The sequence below is a fragment of the Cohnella sp. GCM10020058 genome (assembly GCF_042683485.1).
In the GTDB taxonomy this organism is placed as follows: domain Bacteria; phylum Bacillota; class Bacilli; order Paenibacillales; family Paenibacillaceae; genus Cohnella.
This window is the reverse complement of sequence record NZ_JBHUJV010000014.1, coordinates 26960-53122: the sequence shown is the minus strand read 5'-3', so window position 1 is coordinate 53122 and position 26163 is coordinate 26960. Positions and strand designations below refer to the sequence as shown.

The 26163-nt window shown below is 59.4% G+C and carries 19 protein-coding genes; 4 read left to right on the top strand and 15 right to left on the bottom strand.

The features are described from left to right. Positions 1-85 precede the first annotated feature (85 nt). The 13 genes from ACFSR7_RS24645 to urtA all read right to left on the bottom strand — a co-directional run bounded on the left by ACFSR7_RS24645 (position 86) and on the right by urtA (position 16515). A complete protein-coding gene (locus tag ACFSR7_RS24645; RefSeq protein ID WP_378166192.1) occupies positions 86-5440 on the bottom strand; it encodes a hypothetical protein in 5355 nt (1784 codons plus the stop codon). 510 nt (positions 5441-5950) lie between these two features. Beyond that, entirely contained in the window at positions 5951-6811 is an 861-nt protein-coding gene (locus ACFSR7_RS24640; protein ID WP_378166190.1) for an urease accessory protein UreD, read from the bottom strand. Further along, on the bottom strand, positions 6786-7472 hold the full coding sequence (gene ureG / locus ACFSR7_RS24635; protein ID WP_378166188.1) for an urease accessory protein UreG: 687 nt from the start codon (positions 7470-7472) through the stop codon (positions 6786-6788). The genes ACFSR7_RS24640 and ureG overlap by 26 nt, the downstream gene beginning before the upstream one ends. A gap of 41 nt (positions 7473-7513) precedes the next feature. Next, the gene (locus tag ACFSR7_RS24630; RefSeq protein ID WP_378166186.1) at positions 7514-8197 is read right to left on the bottom strand and encodes an urease accessory protein UreF; all 684 of its coding nucleotides are present in this window, start codon (positions 8195-8197) and stop codon (positions 7514-7516) included. A 22-nt stretch (positions 8198-8219) separates the two neighbouring features. Further along, a complete protein-coding gene (ureC, locus tag ACFSR7_RS24625; protein ID WP_378166184.1) occupies positions 8220-9932 on the bottom strand; it encodes an urease subunit alpha in 1713 nt (570 codons plus the stop codon). Next, on the bottom strand, positions 9925-10302 hold the full coding sequence (ureB, locus tag ACFSR7_RS24620; RefSeq protein ID WP_378166182.1) for an urease subunit beta: 378 nt from the start codon (positions 10300-10302) through the stop codon (positions 9925-9927). Before ureB ends, ureC begins: the two co-directional genes overlap by 8 nt. A gap of 61 nt (positions 10303-10363) precedes the next feature. Further along, positions 10364-10666 (bottom strand): urease subunit gamma, encoded by a 303-nt coding sequence (locus tag ACFSR7_RS24615; protein ID WP_217597025.1) that lies wholly within the window; start codon positions 10664-10666, stop codon positions 10364-10366. Then, complete coding sequence (locus ACFSR7_RS24610; protein ID WP_378166180.1) at positions 10647-11627, bottom strand: HoxN/HupN/NixA family nickel/cobalt transporter; 981 nt, start codon at positions 11625-11627, stop codon at positions 10647-10649. Before ACFSR7_RS24610 ends, ACFSR7_RS24615 begins: the two co-directional genes overlap by 20 nt. Before the next feature lie 18 nt (positions 11628-11645). Continuing rightward, positions 11646-12353, bottom strand: a complete 708-nt coding sequence (urtE, locus tag ACFSR7_RS24605) for an urea ABC transporter ATP-binding subunit UrtE (protein ID WP_378166178.1) — start codon at positions 12351-12353, stop codon at positions 11646-11648. Next, positions 12340-13116: an urea ABC transporter ATP-binding protein UrtD gene (gene urtD / locus ACFSR7_RS24600; RefSeq protein ID WP_378166176.1), complete on the bottom strand. Its 777-nt coding sequence runs from the start codon at positions 13114-13116 to the stop codon at positions 12340-12342. The genes urtE and urtD overlap by 14 nt, the downstream gene beginning before the upstream one ends. Beyond that, on the bottom strand, positions 13067-14179 hold the full coding sequence (gene urtC, locus ACFSR7_RS24595; RefSeq protein WP_378166174.1) for an urea ABC transporter permease subunit UrtC: 1113 nt from the start codon (positions 14177-14179) through the stop codon (positions 13067-13069). Before urtC ends, urtD begins: the two co-directional genes overlap by 50 nt. Positions 14180-14230: 51 nt before the next feature. After that, a complete protein-coding gene (gene urtB / locus ACFSR7_RS24590) occupies positions 14231-15136 on the bottom strand; it encodes an urea ABC transporter permease subunit UrtB (RefSeq protein ID WP_378166172.1) in 906 nt (301 codons plus the stop codon). A 110-nt stretch (positions 15137-15246) separates the two neighbouring features. Next, positions 15247-16515: an urea ABC transporter substrate-binding protein gene (urtA, locus tag ACFSR7_RS24585; protein ID WP_378166170.1), complete on the bottom strand. Its 1269-nt coding sequence runs from the start codon at positions 16513-16515 to the stop codon at positions 15247-15249. Between the two features lie 458 nt (positions 16516-16973). Between urtA and ACFSR7_RS24580 the strand changes: the two genes are divergently transcribed. The 4 genes from ACFSR7_RS24580 to ACFSR7_RS24565 all read left to right on the top strand — a co-directional run bounded on the left by ACFSR7_RS24580 (position 16974) and on the right by ACFSR7_RS24565 (position 20947). Continuing rightward, a complete protein-coding gene (locus tag ACFSR7_RS24580; protein ID WP_378166168.1) occupies positions 16974-18605 on the top strand; it encodes a plastocyanin/azurin family copper-binding protein in 1632 nt (543 codons plus the stop codon). A 13-nt stretch (positions 18606-18618) separates the two neighbouring features. Next, complete coding sequence (locus ACFSR7_RS24575; RefSeq protein WP_378166167.1) at positions 18619-19449, top strand: plastocyanin/azurin family copper-binding protein; 831 nt, start codon at positions 18619-18621, stop codon at positions 19447-19449. 140 nt (positions 19450-19589) lie between these two features. Continuing rightward, positions 19590-20156 carry an RNA polymerase sigma factor gene (locus ACFSR7_RS24570; protein ID WP_378166165.1) on the top strand — a complete coding sequence of 189 codons (567 nt, stop codon included), beginning with the start codon at positions 19590-19592 and terminating at the stop codon, positions 20154-20156. 5 nt (positions 20157-20161) lie between these two features. Next, positions 20162-20947, top strand: a complete 786-nt coding sequence (locus tag ACFSR7_RS24565; protein ID WP_378166163.1) for an anti-sigma factor domain-containing protein — start codon at positions 20162-20164, stop codon at positions 20945-20947. A 440-nt stretch (positions 20948-21387) separates the two neighbouring features. Here the strand turns inward: ACFSR7_RS24565 and ACFSR7_RS24560 are convergent, their stop codons facing one another. Continuing rightward, complete coding sequence (locus ACFSR7_RS24560; protein ID WP_378166161.1) at positions 21388-22554, bottom strand: peptidylprolyl isomerase; 1167 nt, start codon at positions 22552-22554, stop codon at positions 21388-21390. Continuing rightward, complete coding sequence (mfd, locus tag ACFSR7_RS24555) at positions 22541-26065, bottom strand: transcription-repair coupling factor (protein ID WP_378166159.1); 3525 nt, start codon at positions 26063-26065, stop codon at positions 22541-22543. The genes ACFSR7_RS24560 and mfd overlap by 14 nt, the downstream gene beginning before the upstream one ends. Between the last annotated feature and the right edge of the window lie 98 nt (positions 26066-26163).

The following is a 26163-nucleotide window of genomic DNA, read 5'->3' as shown; positions in this document are numbered from 1 at the left end:
GCCGCCGCCGTGGCGAAGAGCCTTCGCCCGTTTACGCCCGGGATCCGGTCTCTTCGCTTCACTACGGCGCGGTTTTTAGTGCGTATTAGTTCGTACTGCCGATGAAGAAGGATGCGAATTCGCGATCCCGCTCCTGCGTTCTGACGATAACGGTATACCAGCCCGCTTTCGGGAAAGTAACCTTGAACTCGCCCTTCACCAAATCATCGTAGGTGACCTTGGTGGCGATCGCCTTCATTTGACCTTCGCGGTACAGACCCGGCTGGTAATACAGATCGTAGGTCGCCCATTCGTTGGTCAGGTCCTTGCCGCCTACCTTGATCAGGTTGTAGCCCGAGATGCGGAAGGTCAGCTTATTCGTATCGAACAGCGCCGTCTCTCCGGAATTGGCCGAGATCAGGGTGTTGTTGCCGAAGATGAGCAGTCCGCCGTTCTTGACGACGATGACGCTCTGCGTCGCAACCGTCTTGTTGCCGACTTCGTCAACGGCCGTATAGGTCACTTGCTGGCGGCCGAGCTTGGTCAGATCCAACCCGCTGACGGACACCTTGATCTTGCCTACGGCGGATATATTGTCGCTCACGGTGTAGCCGCCCAGGTCCTTGGCAAAGTCGAAGTCCGCCTTGTTCTGCACGATGCCTACGGATGTCTGATTCAGCGTCAGCGCCGGTCCGGTGCTGTCGATGCCTTGAATCGTCACCGGCACGCGGGTCATATGGCCGAGCAGGTCGGACAAGCCGACTTGGGTAGCGCCGTTAGTCTCGTAGACGCGCGAGTAGATGAACTTGCCGGTAGCATCGCTGATCTTGTTAAGATAAGCGCCGGTCGTTTCGTCCACCGCAGGTGCCGTACCGGAAAATACTGCGTTAGCTGCCGGATTCTTGCCCGTAATCGTCACCTTGATTTTGCCGCTCGCATACTTCTTGCCGTCGATTGTGACGATCTTGTCGTCCGGTACGTCCTTGCCTTCGCTGTCCACGAAGGTATACGCGATCTTCTCGGCCGTCGGGCCGGAAGTGACCAGGTTGTCGACCGTCTCCTTGACGATCGTCGTGTTGCCGTATTCGTCCGCGACCGTGAAGGATACGGTGCCGTTATCGCTTACCGATCTTGGATTGCTGCCGTCGGTGACGAAGATCGGCTTGGCCGGGCTGTCTCCGCTTTGGACTTCCAACGCCACGCCAGCGGTGTAGAGTACGTTCCCGCTGCCATCCGTGATCGTCGGGAACGTCTTGTTGCCGTTCGCGTAGGAACGCACGATCTTGACGCTCGGGGCACTCTTGCGGATATTGCCTACAGTTGCCGTTGCGGTAGCCGTATTGCCCGCTTGATCCCTGAATTCAAAGGTGAAAGAACCGTTTTCCTTAAACGTATAGACGTTGCTGCCGCCGTTATTCGTCACGATGATCGGCTCCGAAGCCGACAGCTTGGCTACGACGTTGGCGTTGGTCGGCGCCGTTCCCCCGAACTCAATAGATCCGATCGGCGCCGTACCGTCGACGTTTTTGACCACGATATACAAATCGTCTTTCCGGCTAGGATCGTTCAGATCGATCACTTCAAAGGCATAGTAGCCGTTCTCAGGCACGTTAAACGAATTGCCGGTACGCACGAGCTTCGCCGGATTCACCGCCGCAGGAACGACCTTAAGGCCGGCCGGCACTTGAATGTCGATGTTCGCGCCGACGGTCGGAAGCACCATGCTGGTGCCGCTGACCGCAGCCAGCGCATAGATCGGCTTCTCGTCGAGCGACGCGTTCGAGCTGTCAAGCGGGAATGCCTCGCTGATCGCGCCGCCCGGCGTCCGGTACTTGACCATGACCTGAAGCTTGGACGGGTCTCCGCTCGGTACAGGCAGCGAGACAAAATTCGTATACGGCTTCCATCTGGTCCAGCTCTCTCCTTGGTCAGGAGATACGGAGTATTCATAACCCGCCTTGTTCTCCGTATCCAGATTCAGCTTGAGGATGGCGGTGTAGCCGTCCTTCGCGTCGCCATACAGATAGATCAAGTCGGACTCGGTATCCGCCGGGGGCACCGTCTCGTCCCCGGTATGCGTAACCTTGAACAGATCGGAAGTTCCGACGATCGAGATATTGCCCGCGCCGTCCCTATTCCGTACGTACAGGCGGAAGTTCGCGATCTCTCCGGCAGGCAGCACGTCCTTGCCTTTAATGGAGACCGATCCGCCTTGCGGCAGCTCCGTCCACCCATCCGGTGCGTCTGTAGGCGCAATCTCGGGGATGCCTTCGTCGACCCGTACCCATTGGTACTGCGAGATCATGTTTTTCTTGCTGTAAAGCTCGTTGATGCTAACCGTCGTCTCCTGAACGTCCAGCGGATAAGGCACGCCGTTCTTGCTGAACGTAATCTCCGACGGCGAGTTGTCCCAATAGTAGGCCTTCGCGTAGTAATAGTTCTGGCCGTCCTTCTTCACCAGCACGTGGACATACTGAATGCCGCTGTGCGTGGTATCCTCCGGAATCAGGTAGGACAGGGACACCTCTGGCGTCGGCGTATCCGTCGGTGTGTCCGTCGGTGTATCGGTCGGTGTATCGGTCGGTGTGTCCGTCGGCGTGTCCGTCGGCGTGTCCGAAGGTGTGTCCGAAGGTGTATCCGACGGTGTATCCGACGGCGTCGGTTCGGCCGCCAGTGCCGCAAACGCATCATCCGCCGGGTGAATCGAGCTCGAACTGATGGCATACCCGACATAATCCGGCTCGGTGCCGTTTATCGTAAAGGTCACTTGTTGACTCTTCACATAATTGCTGTCCGCTTCGGGCGAGAAGGTGCCCGGAAGCGATGTGCCCGAGCCGACAACGGCCGGCAAGTCTACCTTTTGCACGGACTCGTTGCCGGCAAGGTCTGTCATTCTAAGATAGAGCCAAAAGGTGCCGTACTCGAACACTTCGTTCAGCGTCGATTCTTTCACCTTGCCGTTGTCTACGACGGTCGGAACCCAGTTGATGTCCGACGGCGAATCGCCGTCCTTTACCCATTGATAATCGACCCTGTCGACGCCGCTATGCGGGTCCAGCACGAGCGCGCTTACCTGAACATCGCCCGTGTTGCTTCCGTAGACGTTGTCGGCTACCGAAGTCGGTCCCTGATTGTCCAGCTTCAGCACGCCGACGCTGTGCGTCCAGTTGGAATCGTCATGCTTGAAGTCGTCCAGACTCCATACGCTCAGATCTCCGTATTGTCCGACCGCGACAAGCGCTTTGTTGTCGGCATAAAACGTCTTGTCCGCTTCGGAGCCCGGCGCCTCCGCGATCCAGGCTGCATACTGCTCCTCGTGCGTCCGTACGTATTCCTTCATTTTGTCGTACTGCATCAGCTCCCGGGCAGAATCCCAGGTCATATCCGCAGTCCACGTATGCAGGTACCACTCGCCGCTGTTCTCCGGCAGATATGCTTCGGCAGGCGGCACGATCAAATTGGTCTTGTTGTTAGCGACCGACAGCTTAACGCCTGCAAATCCGGTGGGATATAGATCCTCGGACGGCTGCTTGGCCGATAGCGCATAACGCTTCAAGGCGGCATAATTGTCCCCTACCTGGGCAGCGAACGGATCCGTCGCGCTCTTGCTCCACCAGTAGTACACCAGACCGACCGCAGGCGAAGCTTCGCCGGTCATATTGGTCGGGCGGTAGATGCCTTTGCTCGGATGGGCTACGCCGCGTTCGGCGACATCCGGATCGAGCATCGGCACCTTGATCGCCGGATCGTTGGCATCGATCGTGATTTTGCCTACCTTTTTGTAGGTCGTGTTGTCCGCGCCGCCCAGATCGAAGTGATAGCTGACCAATGGCTTCGTGTTGTCGATGGACAGGTTTGCCCAGTCGATCTTGGAGTTGACCAGCGACTTGTCACCGTCTTCGTGTACGCCGTCGAAGTTAGCGGGCTGGAACAGCAGATTGCCGGCATAGTCGGAGATGACATTGGTGTCGGAGTTGTCGCCTTTGCCGTCATTGGTCAACGCGATAACCTTGAGCAGCGGCGTCTCCAACTGCACGCCGTCGTCGACAGTCGCCCTGAAGATCAGATTTTTGCTGCTGCTGCCTTTGAGGTAGTACGCCCTCATACCGTTGTTAAAGTAGAGAAACGTTTTCCCTTCAATTAAAGCTTTATTGCCGATGCCTTCTTCCGTCAACTGCACGTTAAAGTCGATGATATCCCCTCTGTTAAGGGTGACGCCGGTCAAGATCTCCGGTTGAATGCCGTTGCCTGTCTTGGAATACTTGGGCCGTACCGCATCGACGATGACGCGGAAGCCCTTATTCTTGTAGTCGAACGGATTGCCGACCTTGCCGCCGTTTTGTAACAGATAGGGCAGGCTGCCGTTACCAGCCTTGACGGATGCCAGGTTAGGCTGCAGTACGTTGCCAGCGCCGTCTGCGAACACGGCCGCATCCATTTTCTCTTGAAGCGTTTGATCGATGGGCGCATTGCCGGGCGTCGTGCCGGTAATAAGCGGTTCGAGCGGCAGATTGCCGCTGTTATGATAGCGGACGCCGGTGTAGTTATAAGTCAAACTGCTATTGTAGGTTTTCAGGTTGGAGCTGCTGTAGGTTGTGTTTTGCATGTACTGCTGCTCGCCGTTGGCCGGAAGTCCCGTACCGGCCGGATTGACGAACAGCGGATGCCGGAGAAAGAAATCGCTGTTGGACGAAGTCAGCGCCGTTGGCCGGATCGGCTCGCTGAAGTTGTAGGATAGCGTGATGTTCTCATTTTCTTTGGCGTAAAGCTCTTCCTGATTAATATTGGGATTCGTACGTTCATTGCCGTTGCCCGTGAACGTATAGCTGTCGATGACGGGACGCTGCTTGTCCTGGAACTTCAGGTAGAAGCCGCGTACGCCGGCGCCCTCGCCGTCGTCCTCGCCCTGTCCCCATATACTAATGTCAATGACTGAATTGGGCTTGATGAGCTTGGTCGCTTGTTTGTTATAGACTTGGCTGCCGCCGGTTCTATAGTTCATGAGTTCTTGGCCGTCGACGTAAATCTTGATCTCTGAACGACGAACCCAAATGAACCCGCTATGCCGGCGAAGGACGGCAAAGCCCGTGATCATCTCCGCCTGCCCGCCAAGCGCCATTTCGCGCAAGATCGGGTTGTCTGCGACTCTGACCTGTAATGTGACATAGGACGATTTGTCGTTTGTACCGGCGAATACGTCGCCGCCCGCCCAGTCGACGGTAGCGTTGCCGTCTTTCCGTGTCGTATAGAACCCAGGAACCTGGTTGTTGTAGAAGTTGAGGAACGTATTGTCCGCATTATAGGTCGCATTGCCTACATGCGCGCCAGTACTGAACATAACTTCAAGATCCTGCGTCGCTGCCGTTGCCTTTCCGTTCAAGGAACTTGGAACCAGCGACAGCAACAAGCAGATCACCAGACCGACCGCTGTAATTCGTTTCGCATAGCTGCCTTTTCGCAACGCGATCCCCCCGCCTTTGTTCTGTTTGAATGTAAGCTTTCCTAATATAAAATCGTCCGCCTTACCTGCGCCCGGAAGCCGATCGCCTCGATCGCAGGGGCTAAGACGTCATACGCAGCCGACGCTGTCGAAAACTAGCCATTGCCCGTCGCAGAAATCCGTTAGAACAAACCGTCATTTAGCCGTCGTCCGGACTATCCGAGTCACCTTCGAGCCGTCAAAATAAAAATCCCCCATTCGCTATAGGCATAAAGACATAATCGGATGGGGATCCGCGATTCTGAAGCCCCAGATGTAAAAAACCATCCCGACTCATGTCAGAAATTGTAGAATCAACGCGAGCAGTATACATTCTAGCAGGTACCTCTAAACAAGCTCTGAACATTTCCATAAATAAGGGCTTGAAATCAAAAAAGCCCGCAAAAAAATGCGGGCAATCCAGAAATGCCATCTCAAACGGCCTATATTTTATTTCAGAACCTTCATCGAGAATTCATCGAGATGCTCGCTTCAATCGAGAGGCCGACGGCTCGGTGACTTTCCGAACAGCGACCTCTTCATCGCGTCTTGTATAGCGCGTACCCACAATTGCAGCTTCCATGCCGAATCGGAGGCGGCGACGGCCGCCAGGCCGTGACGGTAGGTAAGCGACGCGCCGGCGTAGATTCCAAGCTCCAGCATCCGCTCTTCCTCCAACGTCGCCCGGACAATCTCCAGCAGTGCGGGCGTCACGCGATCCGAAAATACGTAAAACGAGCCCAGATGGCTGTATTTTTCCCAGGCGCCCTTCGCGACCATCCGATGCGCGCTCGGACGGATCAGCTGACGCTGATGATGGATCAGCTCGCCTTCGTAATTTACGGACAAGCGGTTGTCCAGCGTTTCGTATAGAAAGGCCTCTCCGCGTAGCGTCCTGCCCGGGCATAAGACCTCTCCTTGCATCCACACGGCGCCCGGCGCCAGATCGACGACGGTTCGGTTCTCGTAGACGGCGTCCCGATAGAGCATGAGCGGCTGCATCATCGTCTCCACGCATGCGCCCGGCCCGATCCGATAACGGGTCTCCGTCGAAGCGGATTTCCCCGGCCCGCACGGGTGAACCTTGGTGAAGCCTTGATTCGTCAGGATAAGGCGCGTGCCGCTTCCCGCCTCCCAGTTCAGCTCGTATCGATCGCCTGCCAGCATACCGGGCGAGGCATCCATAAGCATGACGCGGAGAGAGTGGCCTTCTGAAAATGTCTTGGCAATCTTGATCGGCGACGTGCAATAACGACGGTCCAGGATCGTCGCGTCTCCCCGCAGCGAGGCGGACGCCTCGAGCACGGCGACGCGGGCCTTGCGCCGGTCAGCGGTGACTGTGCTCGATGCCATGGGCATGCTCGTATTCATGCGCGAGCCAGGCGACGATCTCTTCCACGCCTTCTCCGTCCCGCAGATTGGAAAATACGTAAGGCCGATTGCCGCGCATCCGCTTGGTATCCGCCTCCATGACCGCGAGACTCGCGCCGACATGCGGGGCAAGATCGGTCTTGTTGATGATCAGCAGATCCGAACGCATGATGCCCGGACCGCCCTTTCGAGGGATTTTCTCTCCCTGAGCTACATCGATGATATAAATAAACCGGTCGGCCAGCTCAGGGCTGAACGCGGCCGCCAGATTATCCCCGCCGCTCTCGATCAGGATGATTTGCAGCTCCGGGAATCTTTCCTCCAGCTCGGAGACGGCCTCGAAGTTCATCGAGGCATCCTCCCGGACGGCCGTGTGCGGGCAACCGCCGGTCTCTACGCCAATGACGCGCTCTTCCGGCAACACGCCCGTCGCAAGGAGAATGCGCGCGTCTTCTTTCGTGTAGATATCGTTCGTAATAACGCCGAGGCTAAAGCGCGACTGAAGCGCGCGAGCGATATTTTCCAGCAGCGCGGTCTTCCCGGAACCGACGGGTCCACCGATGCCGATACGCATGGGTCGCGAGCCTTCGAAGACCGGCTGCGACCATTCCGGGTGATGATGATGTCCTTTGCCTTGGCACATTTTGCATTCCTCCAATCTTGTAATGGCAGGACTTGCGTCATTCATGACATAAACAGGCGGGAATAAAGCGTCTCGTGACGGATCGCGCCGATCTCGGATAAAGGCGCGTTCGTATAGGCATCTTCCGGAACCAGGTTCCGCGCGATGCGCCAACCTTCGTCGATCGCCGGGCCGAGCCTGGCGATAAGTGCCTGGCACTCGGTCTGCCCGACGGGCAGCAGCCGCAAGGCGCCGCTCGTCGCGGTGACGACGCAGGCATACAGGTAGCCCTGCACCGCTTGCTCGAGCGGAAGGCCGAGACGCCAGCAGACGAAGCCGTGCACCAGCGGATGCGAGGCGAGGCAATCTCCCGCCTCATATGCTCCGAGCAGCGGCGACCAATCGAGCGCCGGGTGGATCGACGACGCCAACTGGAGCAGGCGTCGTCCCATCTTCTCCGCGCCGGCACGCGATTCGGCGCCGGCGCGCTGCAGATGAACGAGCCGCTCCACGCACCATAGCCGCGCCCAATCTCCGCTGCCGCCGCACTCGTACACCGCCTTGACGGCCATCGCGTCCGCCGTCGACCAGCTCTGCGCGAGCATCGTGCGCAAATACTGCTCGAGCGCTCGCATATCGGCGATGAGGCCGTCTTGCACAGCGGCCTCGAGGCCGAACGAGTGCGCGAAGCCGCCGATGGGCAGCGCGGAATCGAGCAGCTGCTGCGCCGCGAGCCATCGGATCATAGGCGCTTCTCTCCTCCCGACGCTAAAATAAGAAGTACCGCTGCGCCATCGGCAGCCGCTCCGCCGGCTCGCAGACGGCCGGCACGCCGTCTACCGTCACCGCGTACGTCTCCGGATCCACCTGGATATCCGGCGTCGCGTCGTTCAAGATCATGTCAGCCTTGGTGACGCCCCGGCAGTTGCGGACGGGCTCGATCCGCTTGCGCAGCCCAAGCTTCTGCGCCAGGCCGCTGTCGTAGGCCGCTTGCGAGACGAACGTAATCGCGCACTGCTCCACCGCCCTGCCGTAGGACGCGAACATCGGCCTGCCCATGACCGGCTGCGGCGTAGGGATCGATGCGCCCGGATCGCCCATCTGCGCGTACGCGATGCTCCCGCCCTTCAGCACGAGGTCCGGCTTCACGCCGAAAAAAGCGGGCGACCAAATGGCGAGATCCGCGAACTTGCCTCGCTCGATCGAGCCTACGAGGTGCGAGACGCCGTGCGTAATCGCGGGATTGATCGTATATTTCGCGATATAGCGCTTGATTCGGAAGTTGTCGCTGTCCGCATCCGGTCCAAGCGGCCCCCGCTGCCGCTTCATCTTGTCCGCCGTCTGCCAGGTGCGCAGGATTACCTCGCCAACGCGCCCCATCGCCTGTGAATCGGAGCTGATCATGCTGAACACGCCCAGGTCGTGAAGAATGTCCTCCGCGGCGATCGTCTCGGGCCTGATGCGGGAGTCCGCGAAGGCGACGTCCTCGGGAATGCGGCTGTCGAGGTGATGGCAGACCATCAGCATGTCCAGGTGCTCTTCGATCGTGTTGACCGTAAAAGGCCGTGTCGGGTTGGTGGAGGAGGGCAATACGTTGGGATGCGAAGCCGCCCGGATGATATCGGGCGCATGGCCGCCGCCCGCTCCTTCCGTATGGTAGGTATGGATCGTCCTGCCGCCGATGGCGGCCAGCGTATCCTCCAGGAATCCCGCCTCGTTCAGTGTGTCGGTATGGATCGCGACCTGCACGTCGTATTGGTCCGCCACACGCAGGCAGGTATCGATCGCCCGCGGCGTCGTGCCCCAATCCTCGTGCAGCTTGAGCCCGATCGCGCCAGCTTCGATCTGTTCGGCGAGCGGCGCAGCGAACGAAGCGTTGCCTTTTCCCGTAAATCCCATATTCATCGGAAAAGCTTCCGCCGCCTCCAGCATCCGTCTCAGGTGCCAGGCACCCGGCGTGCACGTCGTGGCGTTGGTCCCGGTCGCCGGTCCCGTCCCGCCGCCGATCATCGTCGTTACGCCGGACGACAGCGCCGTCTCGATCTGCTGCGGACAGATAAAGTGAATGTGCGCGTCGATGCCCCCCGCCGTCACGATCCGGCCTTCGCCGGCGATGACCTCGGTGCTTGCGCCAATGACCATATCCGCGTCTACGCCGTCCATCACATCCGGATTGCCGCCCTTGCCGATTCCGACGATCAAGCCGTCCTTAATGCCGATATCCGCCTTCACGATGCCCCAGTGGTCGATGATGACGGCATTCGTGACGATCGTGTCGAGCACGCCGGCGTCCCGGCTCGCATGGGCGGACTGCCCCATCCCGTCGCGAATGACCTTGCCGCCGCCAAACTTGCATTCATCGCCATAGACAGTGTAGTCCCGCTCAATCTCTGCCCACAGCTCCGTATCCGCCAGCCGAACCGCATCGCCGGCCGTCGGCCCGAACATGCCCGCATAATCCTCGCGCGTCATTTTAGCCATATTCCGCCTCCCGGCTCTCCCAGCTCGCAAGACGACGCGCCGCCGCCTCGGGCAACGCCTCGCAATCGGCCGTACCCTCGGTCAGGCCGTTCAGCCCGTACACCATTCTCGCGCCGCCGATCGCGGTCAGCTTCACGGGCTTCTCCTCGCCGGGCTCGAATCGTACGGCAGTGCCTGCCGGAATGTCCAGCCGCATGCCGAACGTCCGCTCCCGGTCGAAGCGCAGCCGTTTGTTGACCTCGAAAAAAGGATAGTGCGACCCGATCTGGACGGGACGATCGCCCAGGTTGGCCACCAACACCTCGATCGTCCTGCGTCCTTCGTTCAGTTCGATCTCTCCCGCCCGCAGGCGGTATTCGCCCGGTATCATCCTGTCTTCACCCCGTTTGGCATGCCAAGATAGAATCCGCTCCTTCAAGCGTCCAGACGCGTCATCCGATCGGCTGATGCACGGTCACCAGCTTCGTCCCGTCCGGAAATGTCGCCTCGACCTGCACCTCGTGAATCATCTGCGGGATGCCCTCCATCACCTGCTCGGCGGTCAAAATCTGCCGTCCGTAGGCCATGAGCTCCGCCACGCTCCGCCCGTCCCGCGCGCCTTCCATAATTTCCGATGTGATCAAGGCGACGCTCTCCGGATAGTTGAGCTTGACGCCTCGCTTCATTCGATCTCTCGCCAGATTGGCCGCTACCGTGATCAGCAGCTTTTCTTTCTCACGCTCCGTCCACTGCATGACCGCTTCTCATTCCTTTCCTGGCGATCGCGAACCCGATCCATGTCAAAGCGAACAGCCCGACCAGGCCGTATCCGAGATAAACGAAGTCAATGCGGTCCGTCCATGCGACCCACGCCTGCGGCAACCGACTCTCGAGCAGGTGCGACAGCTGCAAGAGACCGACGAACAAGGCGGAGACGACGGAGACGCCCGTCACGACGAGGTTGTAAGCGAGCCGCTTGCCCGGCGAGACGGAAGACCAGCTGTACGCCCGGCTCATCAGCACGCCGTCGAGCGTATCCAGGAGCGTCATGCCCGAGGCGAACAGGAGCGGCAGCGACAGAATGCCGATCAGCGACGCCGATTGACTCGCGGCACCCGCCGACAAGGCCAGCAGGCCGATCTCGGTGGCGGTGTCGAAGCCGAGCCCGAACAGAAAGCCCACAGGGTACATATGCCAGCTGCGGCTGACAAGGCGCAGCACCGGACGCAGCAGCGCGGCGAGCGGACCCGAAGGGCGCGGCACGCTGCCTTCGTCGCGCCATCCGTTCCTGCGCGCGCCCGACAGCCCCTTGAGCAGGACGACCAGATTCACCAAGCCGATCGCGACCAGGAAAAAGCCGGAGACGGATGTCCCGATCAACGAACCCATCTCGCGCAGCGCAGCATTGTCGAAAATGTAGGTGTCCGCCGTAAGGCCGATGGCCAGCACCATCAGCAGCACGACCGTGGAATGTCCGAGGGAAAAGAACAAGCCGACGCCGTTCGAATCCGAACGCGCCGCAACGAGCTTGCGGACGGCATTGTCGATGGCTGCGATATGGTCGGCGTCGAATGCGTGCCGCAAGCCGAACGAGTAAGCCAGCAGTCCGAGGCCCCAGAAGGCCGGTTCCCGAAGAGAAGCGTAAACAAAGCCGATGAGGCCGATGGCATGGAGCAGGCTCACAACCTGCCAGTGCGTTCGTCCGGATAGTATCATTGGGTCCGCTTCCTCTCTCTAAATCGTCAGATACCGCATAACGGCCGGATCGTCCAGCTCCTCCTTGCAGCCGGACCATACAATCGTTCCTTTCTCCATGATGTAAAAAGCGTCGCCGACGCTGCGCACGAAGTCCAGGCTCTGCTCGATGAGCAGGATCGACGTTCTGCCTTCGTCCGCGATGCCGCGGATGACTTCCTGGATCGCCTGCACGATGGAAGGCTGTATGCCCTCCGCCGGCTCGTCGAGCACCAGCAGCTCCGGCTCCGATACGAGCGCGCGGGCAAAGGCAAGCTGCTGCTGCTGCCCGCCGCTCAGATCGCCGCCGCGGCGTCCGTACATCGAAGGCAGCACCGGAAACTTGGCGATTGCAGCTTCGGGAATCTCTCCCGACCGGCGCCGCTTAAGGTCCCGGCTCGCCTCCAGCCCGATACGCAGATTGTCCAGCACGCTCAGCTGGCCGAAAATCTCGCGTCCCTGCGGCACGTAACCGATACCGAACCTCGCTCTTTCCCCGGAGGCCGCGCGCGTCATATTCCGGCCTTTAAAGGAGATGCTGCCCCGTCTCGCCCGCAAGACGCCCATGATGCTCTTGGCGAGCGTCGACTTGCCTACGCCGTTGCGGCCCATCAGACAGACGACCTGGCCGGGCTCCACTTTAAGGCTGACGTCGCGTAGTATGACGCTCTCGCCGTAGCCCGCTTCAAGCGCCTCAACCGACAGCATGCGCATCCCGCCTTTTGCCCAGATAGACCTCGGCGACCCGGTCGTCGCTCTGGACCTCGTCCATCGTTCCGTCCTTCAGCAGCTTGCCCTCGTGCATCACCGTCACCTTGCTGGCGAAGTTGCGCACGAACTCCATATCATGCTCGACGACGACGACCGTCCGCCGCTTGACGATCTCGCGCAGCAGCTCGCCCGTCTTGTCGGTCTCCCGGTCCGTCATGCCGGCCACCGGCTCGTCGAGCAGCAGAATCTCGGGCTCCTGCATCAGCATCATGCCGATCTCGAGCCACTGCTTCTGCCCGTGCGACAGCAGTCCCGCCCGCGTATGCCGTTGGTCGCCGAGACTGATGAGCGTCAGCTCTTCCTCGATGCGCTCGCGCTCCCGCCCCGTGAGCGAAGCCCGCAGGGTCGCCCATACGCTCCGATTTTGCGACATGGCGATCTCCAGATTCTCTATAACCGACAGGCCTGAAAATATAGAAGGCGTCTGGAACTTGCGTCCGATGCCGAGCTCCGCGATCTTATGCTCCTTGCGCTTGGTGATATCGACGACGCCCGATCGGCTATGGAACGAGACGGAGCCCGATACCGGCTTCACCTTGCCACATATGACGTCCAGCATCGTCGTCTTCCCTGCGCCATTGGGCCCGATCAGGAAGCGCAGCTCCCCCGGCTTAAGCGACAAGCTCATGCCCTGCACGGCTTTGAACCCGTCAAACGCTACGGTTACTTCCTCGCAGGACAGGATGGACGCCTGACTCATGTTCGTTCCCCCTCCCTGTTTTTTTGCGTACGCGCGCTGCGCCCGAACGGATCAGACTGACGATGCCGCCCGGCAGGAATACCGTCACGACGATGAAGAGCGCCCCCAGGAATATCGTCCAGATCTCCGGGTAAGCCTCCGATAATCCACTTTTGGCGTAGTTCAGGGCCAGCGTGCCGATCAGCGCGCCCACAAGCGTGCCTCTCCCGCCGATTGCGACCCACAGGATCATCTCGATGGACGGCACGATCCCCATCATCGAAGGCGAGATAATGCCGACGTGCAGCACGAACAGCATGCCCGCAAGGCCCGCCAGCGCGCCGGACACGGCGAACGTGGCCATCTGGTAGACGGCCGGATCGTAGCCAAGAAAGCGAACGCGGTTCTCTCCGTCGCGGATCGCGCGCAGCACCTTGCCCATCCGGCTCTTCGTAAGGTAACGGCAGAGCGCATAGGCGGCAATGAGCGCGACGACCGTCGCAAGATAAAGGGCCGTCTTCATGCTGTCCGAGCGCAGCGGGCTGCCCAGCAGCTTCGTGAATCCGGTCAGGCCGTTCGTCCCTCCGGTATAGGCTTGTTGGCCGACGAACAGCGTCGTCACGATAATAACCAGCGCCTGCGTCAGGATCGTGAAGTAGACGCCTTTGATCCGGTTGCGGAACGTGAAGAAGCCGAGGAACAGCGCGAGCAGCGCTGGGACGAGAATACCGAGCAGCGCCGCGGCGGGAAACGACTTGAACGGCTGCCAGAACCACGGCAGACGCGTCAGTCCGCTCCAATCCATGAAGTCCGGGAGTCTGCCGCCGCTCGATGCAAGCTTCAGGTGCATCCCCATCGCATAGGCGCCAAGACCGAAAAAGACGCCGTGGCCGAGGCTGAGCACGCCTGTATAGCCCCACAGCAGGTCCAGGCCGAGCGCCACGATCGCGAAGGCCAAAAACTTGGCGAGCAGGTTCAGGCGAAAATCGCTTAAATAGAGCGGTGCGGCGAATAGCGCCGCCGCCGCGGCCGCATAGCCGAGCAGCAGCCACAGCCGCTTGCGGTCCGACCATAATCCGGTCATATCGGTCTCACCTTCTTTTCGCGGAAAGTGGATGTCGCGGTTCTCTTCTTGTCAATCCAGCTGCCGCGTCCGAACGGCGAACAGCCCCTTCGGCTTCCATTGAAGAAATGCGACGATGCACAGAAATACGAACACCTTGCCGAGCGACGCGGTCGACCACCATTCGAACATCGTGTTGAGTACGCCGATGCCGAGCGCGCCGAGCACCGTTCCGACGAGCTTGCCCACGCCGCCGAGCACCACGACCATGAAGGCATCGACGATGTAGTACGTGCCGATATTCGGCCCGATCGGTCCGATCAGCGTCAGGGCGCAGCCGGCGATGCCGGCGATGCCCGAGCCGATCGCGAACGTCATCCCGTCCACGCGGCGCGTCGAGATGCCAAGACACGCGGCCATCTCTCTATTCTGCATAACTGCCCGCATGCGTCTGCCGGAGTGGCTCCGGTTAATGTACGCGTACATGGCAGCCAGACAGACCGCGACCAGCGCGAGGATGAACAACCGTTTGTAGGGGAGATCGATCCCTTCTATTACGTGCAGACCGCCGTTCAGCCAGGAGGGGCTGTTCACGGCCACGTTGGGCGCCCCGAAAATCGAACGGGCGATCTGCTGCAGCACGAGTCCGACGCCCCAAGTCGCCAGAAGACTGTCCAGCGGCCGACCGTACAAATGGCGGATCAACAAAATCTCCAGCAGATATCCGATTGCGAAGGCCACGATAAAGCTCGCTGCGAGCGCTACGAGGAAATACGCGTCGAACATGCTCTTGGGCAACAGCGACTTGAAGGCATTCTGCGTCAGATATGCCGCATAGCTGCCGATCATGATGAACTCGCCGTGCGCCATGTTGATGATGCCCATCAGTCCGAAGGTAATCGAGAGCCCGAGCGCGATCAGCAAGAGAATGGAGCTCACGCTTAACCCGTTGAACATCTGGGTGATCCACATCTCCAAGAAAACCGCCTCCTTCTTCTCGTTATACGAGACCGTGCGGGGCGGACCCGGAGATGAATCATCCCCGGGCACCGCTCCCGCCGCCGCATCCGTCCGACGTCAAGCCGTCGTCACGAGCCGGCGCTTAGATCCTTGGCCCAATCGTAGCCTTTGAGGTACGGATCCGGCTTCACGGGGCTGCCGGAGTTCCACAGTTCCTTAATCATCCCGTCCGGCTGGATTTCTCCGATGCGTACCGTCTTGTAAATATGCTGGTTGTCGCCGTCGATGGTCACCTTGCCTTCGGGCGCATTCCATTCGATGCCCTTGGCGGCTTCCTTGACTTTGTCGACGTCGAAGGAGCCTGCCTTCTCTACCGCCGCTGCCCATAGATAGACCGCCGTATAGCCCGCTTCCATCGGATCGCTCGTTACGCTGTCCGCGCCGTACTTCGCCTTGAAGTTTTCGACAAAAGTCTTGTTCTCCGGCGTGTCGGTCGTCTGATAGTAGTTCCAGGCGACGAGATGGCCGGCCAGGAAGTCCGGCCCGATGCCTTTGACTTCTTCTTCCGCAATGCTGACGGACAACGTTGTCAGATCAGCCGCGGAGATGTTGGCATCCTTCAGTTGCTTGAAAAAAGCGACGTTGCTGTCGCCGTTCAGCGTGTTATAAACCACGTCCGGCTTGGCTTCCTTGATCTTGGCGATGATCGTCGTGTAATCGGTGTGACCGAGCGGGGTATATTCTTCGGCGACGGTCTCTCCGCCCTTGGCGGCGAGCTGCGCCTTGATGATCTTGTTGGCCGTGCGGGGGAAAACGTAGTCCGAGCCGAGCAGGAAAAACTTCTTTTTGCCTTGCTCCAGCAAGTAATCGACCGAAGGCACGATCTGTTGATTTGTCGTCGCGCCGGTGTAGAAGATGTTCGGGGACGATTCAAGCCCTTCGTACTGAACGGGATACCACAGCAGGCCGTTCAATTCCTCGAATACGGGCAGCATCGCCTTCCGGCTCGCCGACGTCCACCCGCCGAATACGGTGGCGACTTTGTCCTCGGACAGCAGCTTGCGCGCTTTTTCCGCGAAGGTCGGCCAATCGGAGGCACCGTCCTCGATGACGGGCTCGATCTTTTTGCCCAGCACGCCTCCCTTGGCATTGATCTCGTCGATCGCCATCGACTCCGAATTTTTAACCGTCACTTCGCTAATCGACATCGTCCCGCTGAGGGAGTGCAAAATGCCAACCTTCACGGTATCCCCGCCGCCGGAGGCAGCCGTGGAACTCGAGGCCGACGAAGCCGGCGCAGAGGAAGCATTGTTCTCGTTATTGCCGCCGCACCCTGCCAGCGCAAGGCTTAATGACAAGGCCAATCCTGCACTTTTAAACCATTCGATTTTTTTCATAAACCCACTCCCTTTTCGTGTTTTTATCTCAAAACCGAACGTTATGTAATTATTTTCTAATTACCGTTCGCGATTCATATTATAGAATCGGACTAATTTATGTGTCAATATAATTTACATAAAATTAATTTTATTGGTAATTCCTTTGCTGAATAAGATATTATTATGAAATATGCCATCAATTATGTTAGATTAACTCACATATAACTGGTCTTTTTGAAAACTAAATCTAGAATTTCGTTTAGAAAAGCGTGCATATGCCAACATCTCTTAAATCCGGCATTTACTTTTTTGAAAATGTCGATCCTTGACGAATGTTCGTATTCTATTTTCACTATGTAAATTGGTACGCCGTCTCAATAGGACTTTCGCACGTTATTTAAGTGCCCTTCAAACCGCTCTTTCCTTCCGTTCGTTACCTCTTACATAACCGGAACGATCATGAGGAGGTCACGAGAATGAACGGGTTCGTGAAAATGATTGCATCGCTCTCCATGTGCGCGATGATGCTGATGCCGTCGGTTGTATCGGCGCAGGAGCCTCAGGCGGCAACAGTTCAGCCCGGCGGAGCGGCGGTCAAGACCGACGGGCAGACGGCTGCCGAATTGGGCTTGCTGATCGGCGAAGGCGAGGGCGTCACCGCCGAGTACTTGGCCAAGGGCACGACGCGCATCCAGGCCGCCATTATATCGCTCAGACTGCAGGGCAAGCTGGAAGCGGCCAAGGCATATACGGGTACCGACAGTTTCGCCGACGCGAATCTCGCCGGCGCCGGCAACCGGCCGATTCTGGCCTTCCTGCACGGCAATCCCGCATACGGCTGGACGGGCGAGGGCGCGAACCGCTTCAACCCGCTCGCCCCCGTAAGCTCGCAGCAGCTGTACAAGGTGCTGCTCGAGACGCTCGGCTATCGTTCGAACGCGGACTTTGTCTATAAGGATACGGAAGCGTTCGCTTCCGGCAAGGGACTGGTCTCGATCGCCGGCACGCCTTCCCTTACTAATGCGCTTATGGCCTCCGCGCTGGTCGAATCGCTGTCGGCGCAGACGGCAATGGGACATTCGCTTTTCGATATGCTGCAAATGGAAGGCGTCCTGCCGGCCACCGCTGCGCTGCCCGCCGGCGAACGTATCACGCTTCGCCGGGACGTCAAAGGCGTTTCCTATTTAGCAGACGGACAAGGCCGTACGTTGTACTTTTTCTCGAACGATGCGAACGATCTGGACGCTTGCCAAGGCCCATGCATCGACAATTGGCCGTTGCTGACTGCAGACGAGCTGCGGATACCGGCAGGACTCGATGCAGCGGATTTCACGGTCGTTACGCATGCGAACGGCGTTAAACAGTGGATGTACAAAGGCTGGCCGCTCTATCGGTTCGTCAAGGACGTCAAGGCGGGTGACACGCTGGGCGAAGGCGTCGGGGGCGTATGGTTCGAAGCGAAGCCGGATTATCGCGTCATGATCGGCAAAAGCGCGACGCTTGGCAACTACTTGACCGACAGCGAGGGACGCACGCTTTACTATTTTGACAAGGATACGCCGCAGACGAGCGCCTGTACGGAGAACTGCCTGGCCAACTGGCCGGCTTATGGAGCGACTGCAGGAGAGGTGCCGTCCGTCTTGAACGCAGCTGACTTTGGCACGATCATCCGTCCGGACGGCAGCAAGCAGGCGGCCTTCAAGGGCTATCCGCTCTATTATTTCGTGAAGGACGCGAAGCATGGCGACGCTACCGGTCAGAACGTCAACCAAGTCTGGTTCGTGGTGGATCCGGCGAAATTTTCGGGTACGTCCGCAGGCCAAGCGGCACCGGCTGCTCCTGCCGAACAGACCGGCAAGACGTATCGTGTCGACATTAAGGACTATTCGTTCGGGTCCGGCCCGCTTACGGTCGAAGCCGGATCGACGATTATTTTCACGAATTTCGACGATATGAAGCATAACGCGGTAGCGGTGAACGGCAGCTTTGCAGGTCCGCTGCTGGCCAAGGGCGAGTCCTTCACGATTGAGCTGGATAAGCCCGGAACGTACGATTATTACTGTCAGCCGCACAAATCGTTCATGACCGGCCAAATTATCGTAAAATGAGAGGTGCAGGCGAATGAGAAGCTTCCTCGCGGCGCTCCTGGTCGCAGTCATGCTGACGCTGTCCGCATGCGGCGCTTCCTCGAATAACGCGGCAGAGTCGGATGAAGGACATGCCGCCCATTCGGCAAGCGACGCAGCAGAGACGCAGACGGCCGAAGCCACCGCATCGGCGGACGACCCATCGCAGGCAACAGCAAGCACGCAAACGCCGGAGCAGACGCAGACAGCTGACAGCACGCCCAAAGCGACGACGGAACCTGCAAGCGCAACACCGAAGCCGACTGCTACGCCGCACGCGCAGCATTCCTCCGGAGCCGACGAAAACGGCGGTCACTCCGGCGGAGCCGACGACAACGGCGGCCACGCAGTCGGAACAGACGATGGCGGCGGTCATGCTGCCGCCTCCCACAAGCCGTCTCCTTCGGCGGAACCGGCCAAGACAGCCAGCCCGCGCCCGTCTTCGGGCACGAAGGGGACCCCGTCGTCTTCGGCGAAACCTTCCTCCTCGGCGAAGCCGTCTCCATCCGCTTCGGCACAGGATGACAAGCACGGCGGTAAAGGAGGCCAGGACGATGGGAAGCAGGCTGCCAAGACGTATACCGTCGAGATTGCAGACTTTAACTTCACCGTGGAAAAGCTGGAGATTCGTCCAGGAGACTCGGTCAAATTCGTGAACCGCGATAAGATCAAGCATACGGCCACCGCGGACGACGGCTCCTTCGACACCGGACTGCTGGGTCAGGATGAATCGAAGACGGTCGTCTTTAAAAAAGAAGGCGAATTCGGCTACTATTGTACGCCCCATCCGGGCATGAGGGCGACGATCGTCGTCAAGGCCGATTGAGCGCCCGTGCGCAAATGCCGGAGCAGGGAGACCGCCATAGCGGTCCCCCTGCTTTTGCCGTGTCGCCCGCTGCAATCAACCGGACGGAACGCCGCAAGCGAGAAGGCGTTTCCCAAGCCGATCTTGGAGGCTGCGTCCCTATGCATCAGTTGACCGATTATGAATTAATGCTGTTCGTCAAGCTCAAGCGGCAAGAAGCGTTGTCCGTCCTGTACGACCGCTTCGCAAGTCTCGTCTATTCTTATGCGTTCAGGGCCGTCCGGGACGAGCAGGCCGCGCGGGAAATCGTGCAGTCGGTATTCGTGCGGCTGTGGACGACCGACTCCGATTACAGCGAGGATAAGGGAAAGTATACGAACTGGCTCATTACCATAACCCGCAATATAACGATCGACTGGCTGCGCAAGCAGCGCAGGCAGTCGGAAGGCATCGTTCCAATTACGGCCGAGCAAATGGCGCGTATTCCCGACGACGAAGGCGATTCTCCGGAAGCGAGCATCGAGCGCGAATCGATCAAAGGACAAATTCGCGTCGCTTACCGTTATTTATCCGGCCCTCAGATCGAGCTGCTGGAGCACTTTTACTGGCAGGGCTTCACGCTCAGGGAGCTGGCAGCCCGTTACGGGGAGCCGCTCGGCACCGTAAAGAACAGGCTGCATCAGGCTTTGAAAATATTGCGCAGGCATCTGGCCTTGGAAGGAGAGTGACGACGATGAACGACAAGCAAAATCCGCTATGCGACCTGTGTCTGTCCGTAGTGACAGGCGCGTGCAGCGACGAAGAGCGGATCGCTTTTGAGCGTCATCTTCCGGGCTGCGAAGCCTGCCGGGCCGAATGGGACGATCTGCAGATCGCATGGGGGGCGCTGTACGCGGATATGGAGAAAATCGAACCGCCTGAGGATTTGAAGCGCCAAGTGATGGATGCCGCGCTGGCCGCGGATCTGGCCGTGGTAGAAGAGGCGGATGTCAAAAGAGTGGAGAAGGCTCCGGGCAGGCGGGCAAGCGGACGGAGCGGAAGAAGCCGCTGGCTCGCGGTCTCCGCATCTGTCCTGCTGATCCTGCTGGCGGTCAGCTCCGTCTGGAACTACAAGCTTGCCCGGGAGAACGGGGCCGGTCCGCTGCCGATCGAACGCGCGCTGTCCGTTCCGGCTTCGCAAGTGAAGCTTGCCGTCCCGCTGCAGGCGGAAGCGTCCGAAGCTTCCCATGCATTCGGCATCGCCTGCATCGTCGACAACGGCAAGAGCCGCCAATTCGTCGTCTACGTCTACGGCGCATCGCCGACCAGTGGCGAAGAAGCTTACCAGGTTTGGCTGCTCAAGGACGGCGTCCGCAAGAGCGCCGGCACCTTCCGCGTAGCCGATAACGATGAGGGTCTGGGCGTACTGGCCATGCCGATCGAGGCGGACAACTTGGACTTCGACAAGATCGGCATCACGCTTGAGCCCGACGACCAAGGAAGTCAGCCACGCGGAGAAAAGATGTTCGGCTCCATTTGAGTTACCTGTACATCTGCATTTGTTTCATCGCACGTAGCTGCTCGCCAGAAATGCGTTGATTCATCCGACAGTCGTTCCGATGGACCTGCGTATCGTCGCCCGCGCCGTTCTTTCGCCGCATTGCCTGCAAATTTACATCTATTTTTGCCGATGTCGAACCTGCCGGTGAGAAAAGATGCAAATGCGCAGGTATTTTCCTTCATCAGCCCGATTTCTGGCTTATGCTTTGCATTTACCTGTATATTATATTTGCAGGCATTTCACCAAGTGCCGCGAGTCGGTAGAAAATACATGCATAGATGCAGGTTTTCTATCAACGAATCTCCGCCGCACGAATCAGATGAAAAGCAAGGCCGCTTTCCGAATCTTACGATAAGTTCATCAATGTTCAAAAAAGCACCCGGCTGTTTACGCAGCCGGGTGCTTTTACGCGTTCTTTATTATTTGCTCGATGCCGAAGCCGATGCGGACGGCGAAGCCGGCTCGCTAGCGGAAGCCGATGCGCTGGCCGAAGCGGACGCCGATGCGCCAGCCTCAGGCGATGGAGAAGGCTCGGCCGGCAGCGTTACCTTAATCTTCAGCTTGTCCGTTTCTTCCTGAATGTACGTCTGCATCTTCGGGTCGACGAGCGAAGTGACGATCGCGTCCTTGTCCGTCTGGGACAGCTTGTCGTAGGCCGCGACTTCGCGAGCTTCGACCTTCATCACGTGATAGCCGTATTCCGTCTTCACGGGATCGCCGATGACGCCGATCGCCTGCGTATTCGCCGCGTTCTTGAACTCTTCCACCCAACCCTTGGCCTGTGTCTTGTCATACAGACCGCCATTGTCCTTCGAGCCGGTGTCGTCGGAGTATTCCTTGGCCAGCGCGGTCCAGTCTCCGCCGTCCTCAAGCTTCTTCTTCACTTCTTGCGCGCGCTTCAGCGCATCCGCGTCGGAGCGCTCCTTGTTCGTGGCCGGATCCGTGAAGGAGACGAGGATGTGGCGGACCGTGTCGACGTTGTAGTCGGCAGGCGCCTTGTCGAATTCGGCTTTGATGTCGGCGTCCTTGATCGTCGCCTTGATTTCGTTTTCCTTGGCGGTGCTGATCTCGCCGCCCGTCGCCAGCGTGACGACCAGGTCGAACATTTCATCCTCGGTGATGTTGTTGGTTTTCATCGATTCTTTGATCGTTGCGCCGTTCGTTTCGTCCTTTAGCGCTGTTTCGAGCTGCTTCTTGAACTCGTCGGCTTGCGCTTTGCCGGATTTTTTCTGTTCGTCGGTGGCACGCTCTGCGAACACCTTCTGCAGGATGTATTGCTTGACGATCTCTTCCTTGTATTGCGGGATCGACAGATACATCGCCATTTGCGGGTTGGTCACGTTCATGAATGCTTCGTACTTGCCGAATTCGGCTTGCTTCAGCTCGCCGCCCTCCCAGGTGGCAAGCACAGTGTCAGGATCTATGCTAGCGGTCGGGCTGGCCGAAGCAGTCGAGCTGGCCGAGGCGGACGCGCCGGAGTTTTCGTTTTTACCTTTGCCGCAGGCGGTGGCCATCGCGGCGAGCAGAACGAGAGCCGCCAGCATGAATGCGAACCGGCGATACGTTCCGCGTTTATTGTACAGCATTTTGCAATTCCTCCTTGGATTTTGTCGCTTCTTTATATTGTAACAGAAACTCTTCTACGAGCGCCAACATGGAATCGTCGTCGAGTCCCTTGACCCGGATCCGCACGAGCGGAGCCGGCGTCTGCTGCACGAGCTGCACGCGTCCCTGATACCGGCTCTCGAGCGCCTTGAATTTCTTGGCGTCGAGCTCCGCGCTGCGCCGTTCCTCGAACTTGATCGTCAGGTCGTCGTTGCGATTGACGATCGATTCGATACCGTAGATCCGCGCGAGCGCCTTGATCCGAGCCACGCTCAAGAGGCTCAGCACCGGCTTCGGCGGATCTCCGAACCGGTCGACCAGCTCCTCGAGCAGATCGCTGACGTCGTCTCCCGAAGCAGCGGCGGCCACCTTTTTGTAAATCTCGATTTTCTGAATGCTGTCGTAAATATATTCGGGCGGCACATAAGCGTCCACGCCAAGGTCGAGCTGCGTGTTGACCGGCGGAGGCGGCGGGGCCTTCTCGCCGTGCCATTCGGCCTTGCGCGCGTTGACCTCCTCGGCCAGCATCTGCGAGTACAGGTCGAAGCCGACGGACGCGATGAACCCGTGCTGCTCCGCGCCGAGCAGGTTGCCCGCGCCGCGGATGGACAGGTCGCGCATCGCAATCTTGAAGCCCGAGCCGAGCTCGGTGAACTCCTTGATCGACTGCAGCCGCTTTTCCGCCACTTCGTTAAGCACTTTGTCCCGCTGGTAGCCGAAGTACGCGTAGGCGATCCGATTGGACCGCCCGACGCGGCCGCGCAGCTGATAAAGCTGGGACAGCCCCATCTTGTCCGCATCGTGCACGATCAGCGTATTGACGTTCGGAATGTCCACGCCCGTCTCGATGATGCTCGTGCTTACGAGCACGTCGTATTCGCCGTCGAGGAAGTCGAGGATCGTCCGCTCGAGCTCCTGCTCGGACATCTGGCCGTGCGCGACCGCGATCTTGGCGTCGGGGACGAGCGCAGAGATCTGCTCGGCCATCTGGTAGATGCCCTGCACGCGGTTGAACAGGAAATACACCTGTCCGTCCCGCGCCAGCTCCCGCTCGATCGCCTCCCGGACGAGCGTCGGGCTGTATTCGACCACGTAGGTCTGCACGGGAAAACGGTTCTCGGGCGGCGTCTCGATGACCGACAGATCGCGCACGCCGAGCATCGACATGTGCAGCGTCCGCGGGATCGGGGTCGCGGTCAGCGTCAGCACGTCGACGCTTGTCTTCAGCCGCTTGAGCTTCTCCTTGTGGGAGACGCCGAAGCGCTGCTCCTCGTCCACGATGAGGAGGCCGAGGTCCTTGAACACGACGTCCTGCGACAGCAGCCGGTGCGTGCCGATCAGTACGTCGACGGTGCCCGCCTTGACGCCCTTGATCGTCTCCGTCTGCTCCTTGCGCGTCCGGAACCGGCTCAGCACCTTGATGTTGAACGGATAGCCGGAGAAGCGCTCGCGGAACGTCTCGTAGTGCTGCTGCGCGAGAATTGTCGTCGGCACGAGCACCGCCACCTGCTTGCCCTCGATGGCGGCCTTGAACGCCGCACGGATCGCAACCTCCGTCTTGCCGTAGCCGACATCGCCGCAGAGCAGCCGGTCCATCGGCCGCGGCTTGCGCATGTCGGTCTTGATCTCCTCGATCGCGCGCAGCTGGTCCGTCGTCTCGTCGTAAGGGAACATCGCCTCGAACTCTTGCTGGTACGGCGTATCTTCGCCGAAGCCGTAGCCCGGCGTCGACTGGCGATCCGCGTACAGCTTGATCAGATCGTCGGCGATATCCTTGACCGAGGAGCGCACCTTGGATTTGACCCGGGTCCATTCCGCGCCCCCAAGCTTGCTTACCTTCGGTTCCTTTTCGTCCGAGCCGACGTACTTCTGGATCAGATCGAACTGCTCGACCGGGATAGACAGCTTGTCGCCGCCCGCGTAAATCACGTGCAGGTAGTCCTTGTGAATGCCGCCTACCTCAAGCGTGCCGATGCCCATATATTTGCCGATGCCGTGGTTCTGATGGACGACGTAATCGCCGACCTTCAGTTCCGTGTAGCTCTTGATGCGCTCGGCGTTGTCCATGCGGCGGTCGACGCGGCGCGCCTTGCGCTGCTTCTGGGTGAACATCTCGCCCTCGGTGATGACGACGAGCCGGACCGAAGGCATCTCGAACCCGCTCTGCAGGTTGCCCTCTACGATCTCCGGCGTCTCGATCTGATAGTCGTCGAGCACGCGGCGCATCCGCTCGGCCCGCTCCGCGCTGCCTGCCAGCATAACGATATGCGCACCGCCCTTGCGCCAGCGCTCCATCTCCGCCTTGAGCAGGTTCATTTGCCCGTGGAAGCTCTGCATCGAGCGGCAGACGAAGTTCACGATGTTCTGCGGCTGCGTATGCGGAATCTGACGCACGAAAAGCGACAGGTACACCGTCTGGAAGGTCCTCGGGTACAGCGCCTGCTCCGCAGGTACGGCCAGCGTGAAGCCGGGCAGCGACTTGCCCTGCTGCAACAGGTGCGTCGACCACTCGGTCTCGTCCCGCTCCAGCTGGCGAGCCGTCTCGGAAAGCCGGTTCGGCTCGTCCATGATGAGCAGCGTGTCCTTGGGCATATAGTCGAACAACGTCTGTCTCTCGGGATAAAGCAGCGATATATATTTATAGATTTCGGAAAAATACATATTTTGGCGCAGGTCGTCGATTTCGCGGGTAATCTCGGATTGCAGGCGCTCCTTGGCCTGGCGGTCCGCCATCTTCTCCAGCTGGCGTTCGAGCAGCTCGAAGGCATGCTGCGCCGCGTTCGCGAAGCGCCGCTCGTCGGCGATGATCTCGCGGCAGGGACGCACGGTATAGCTGTCCAGCTTTTCGATCGAGCGCTGGTCCGCCGGATCGAACGTGCGGATCGAGTCGATCTCGTCGTCGAACCATTCGACACGCACGGCGCTGGCGCTCGTCAGCGGGAAAAAGTCCGCGATGCCGCCGCGCACGCTAAGATGCCCCTTCTGCTCGACGCGGTCTACGCGCTCGTAGCCGAGCCCGATCATACGCCTTAAAAATTCGTCCATCGGCAGCGTATCTCCCGCCTTCAGGGTGACGAAGGCGCTTGCCATCGTATCCTTGCTCGGCTGGAAGCGGCGCACGCCGGAGAACGGCACGACAATAACCCCGCGGAAGCCTTCCGCGAGTTGCAGCAATACATCCATGCGCCTGGCCGACGTCTCCGGACTCGAGATGGCCGTCTCCGCCGCGATCAGCTCGTTGGCCGGATAGAGCAGCACTTCCTCCGCGGTCAAGCATTCCTGCAGGTCCTCCGCCATCTTCTGCGCGGCGAACATATTGTGCGTGACGACGAGCACGGGTCTCCCCAGCTCCCGGACGGTGGCGGCAATCATGACCTGCCTGGCCGAACCGGACAGCCCCGCCACCAGCTGCTCCCGCATGCTGCCCCGAAGGCCCGCGAGGACGGACTGGAAGTCGGGGTCGGTAGCTAACGTATTCATTAGCGGCTTCATCGCTTTTCCCCTTATACGTACAATCTACGTTCACGTTCATTCAAAAAGAAGCCTGGGCGCAAAGCCGAGGCCTCTTATATCGTTCGTTTGTCGCAGCG

What these genes read in the sequence shown, in the direction of transcription:
- ureB (WP_378166182.1), bottom strand. Translation starts at nt 10,302, where the DNA reads ATGATACCGGGCGAATACCGCCTGCGGGCGGGAGAGATCGAACTGAAC.
- urtA (WP_378166170.1), bottom strand. Translation starts at nt 16,515, where the DNA reads ATGAAAAAAATCGAATGGTTTAAAAGTGCAGGATTGGCCTTGTCATTA.
- ureG (WP_378166188.1), bottom strand. Translation starts at nt 7,472, where the DNA reads ATGTGCCAAGGCAAAGGACATCATCATCACCCGGAATGGTCGCAGCCG.
- ACFSR7_RS24640 (WP_378166190.1), bottom strand. Translation starts at nt 6,811, where the DNA reads ATGGCATCGAGCACAGTCACCGCTGACCGGCGCAAGGCCCGCGTCGCC.
- ACFSR7_RS24610 (WP_378166180.1), bottom strand. Translation starts at nt 11,627, where the DNA reads ATGATACTATCCGGACGAACGCACTGGCAGGTTGTGAGCCTGCTCCAT.
- ACFSR7_RS24570 (WP_378166165.1), top strand. Translation starts at nt 19,590, where the DNA reads ATGCATCAGTTGACCGATTATGAATTAATGCTGTTCGTCAAGCTCAAG.
- ureC (WP_378166184.1), bottom strand. Translation starts at nt 9,932, where the DNA reads ATGGCTAAAATGACGCGCGAGGATTATGCGGGCATGTTCGGGCCGACG.
- urtC (WP_378166174.1), bottom strand. Translation starts at nt 14,179, where the DNA reads ATGACCGGATTATGGTCGGACCGCAAGCGGCTGTGGCTGCTGCTCGGC.
- ACFSR7_RS24575 (WP_378166167.1), top strand. Translation starts at nt 18,619, where the DNA reads ATGAGAAGCTTCCTCGCGGCGCTCCTGGTCGCAGTCATGCTGACGCTG.
- urtD (WP_378166176.1), bottom strand. Translation starts at nt 13,116, where the DNA reads ATGAGTCAGGCGTCCATCCTGTCCTGCGAGGAAGTAACCGTAGCGTTT.
- ACFSR7_RS24565 (WP_378166163.1), top strand. Translation starts at nt 20,162, where the DNA reads ATGAACGACAAGCAAAATCCGCTATGCGACCTGTGTCTGTCCGTAGTG.
- urtE (WP_378166178.1), bottom strand. Translation starts at nt 12,353, where the DNA reads ATGCTGTCGGTTGAGGCGCTTGAAGCGGGCTACGGCGAGAGCGTCATA.
- ACFSR7_RS24630 (WP_378166186.1), bottom strand. Translation starts at nt 8,197, where the DNA reads ATGATCCGATGGCTCGCGGCGCAGCAGCTGCTCGATTCCGCGCTGCCC.
- ACFSR7_RS24615 (WP_217597025.1), bottom strand. Translation starts at nt 10,666, where the DNA reads ATGCAGTGGACGGAGCGTGAGAAAGAAAAGCTGCTGATCACGGTAGCG.
- ACFSR7_RS24560 (WP_378166161.1), bottom strand. Translation starts at nt 22,554, where the DNA reads ATGCTGTACAATAAACGCGGAACGTATCGCCGGTTCGCATTCATGCTG.
- ACFSR7_RS24580 (WP_378166168.1), top strand. Translation starts at nt 16,974, where the DNA reads ATGAACGGGTTCGTGAAAATGATTGCATCGCTCTCCATGTGCGCGATG.
- mfd (WP_378166159.1), bottom strand. Translation starts at nt 26,065, where the DNA reads ATGAAGCCGCTAATGAATACGTTAGCTACCGACCCCGACTTCCAGTCC.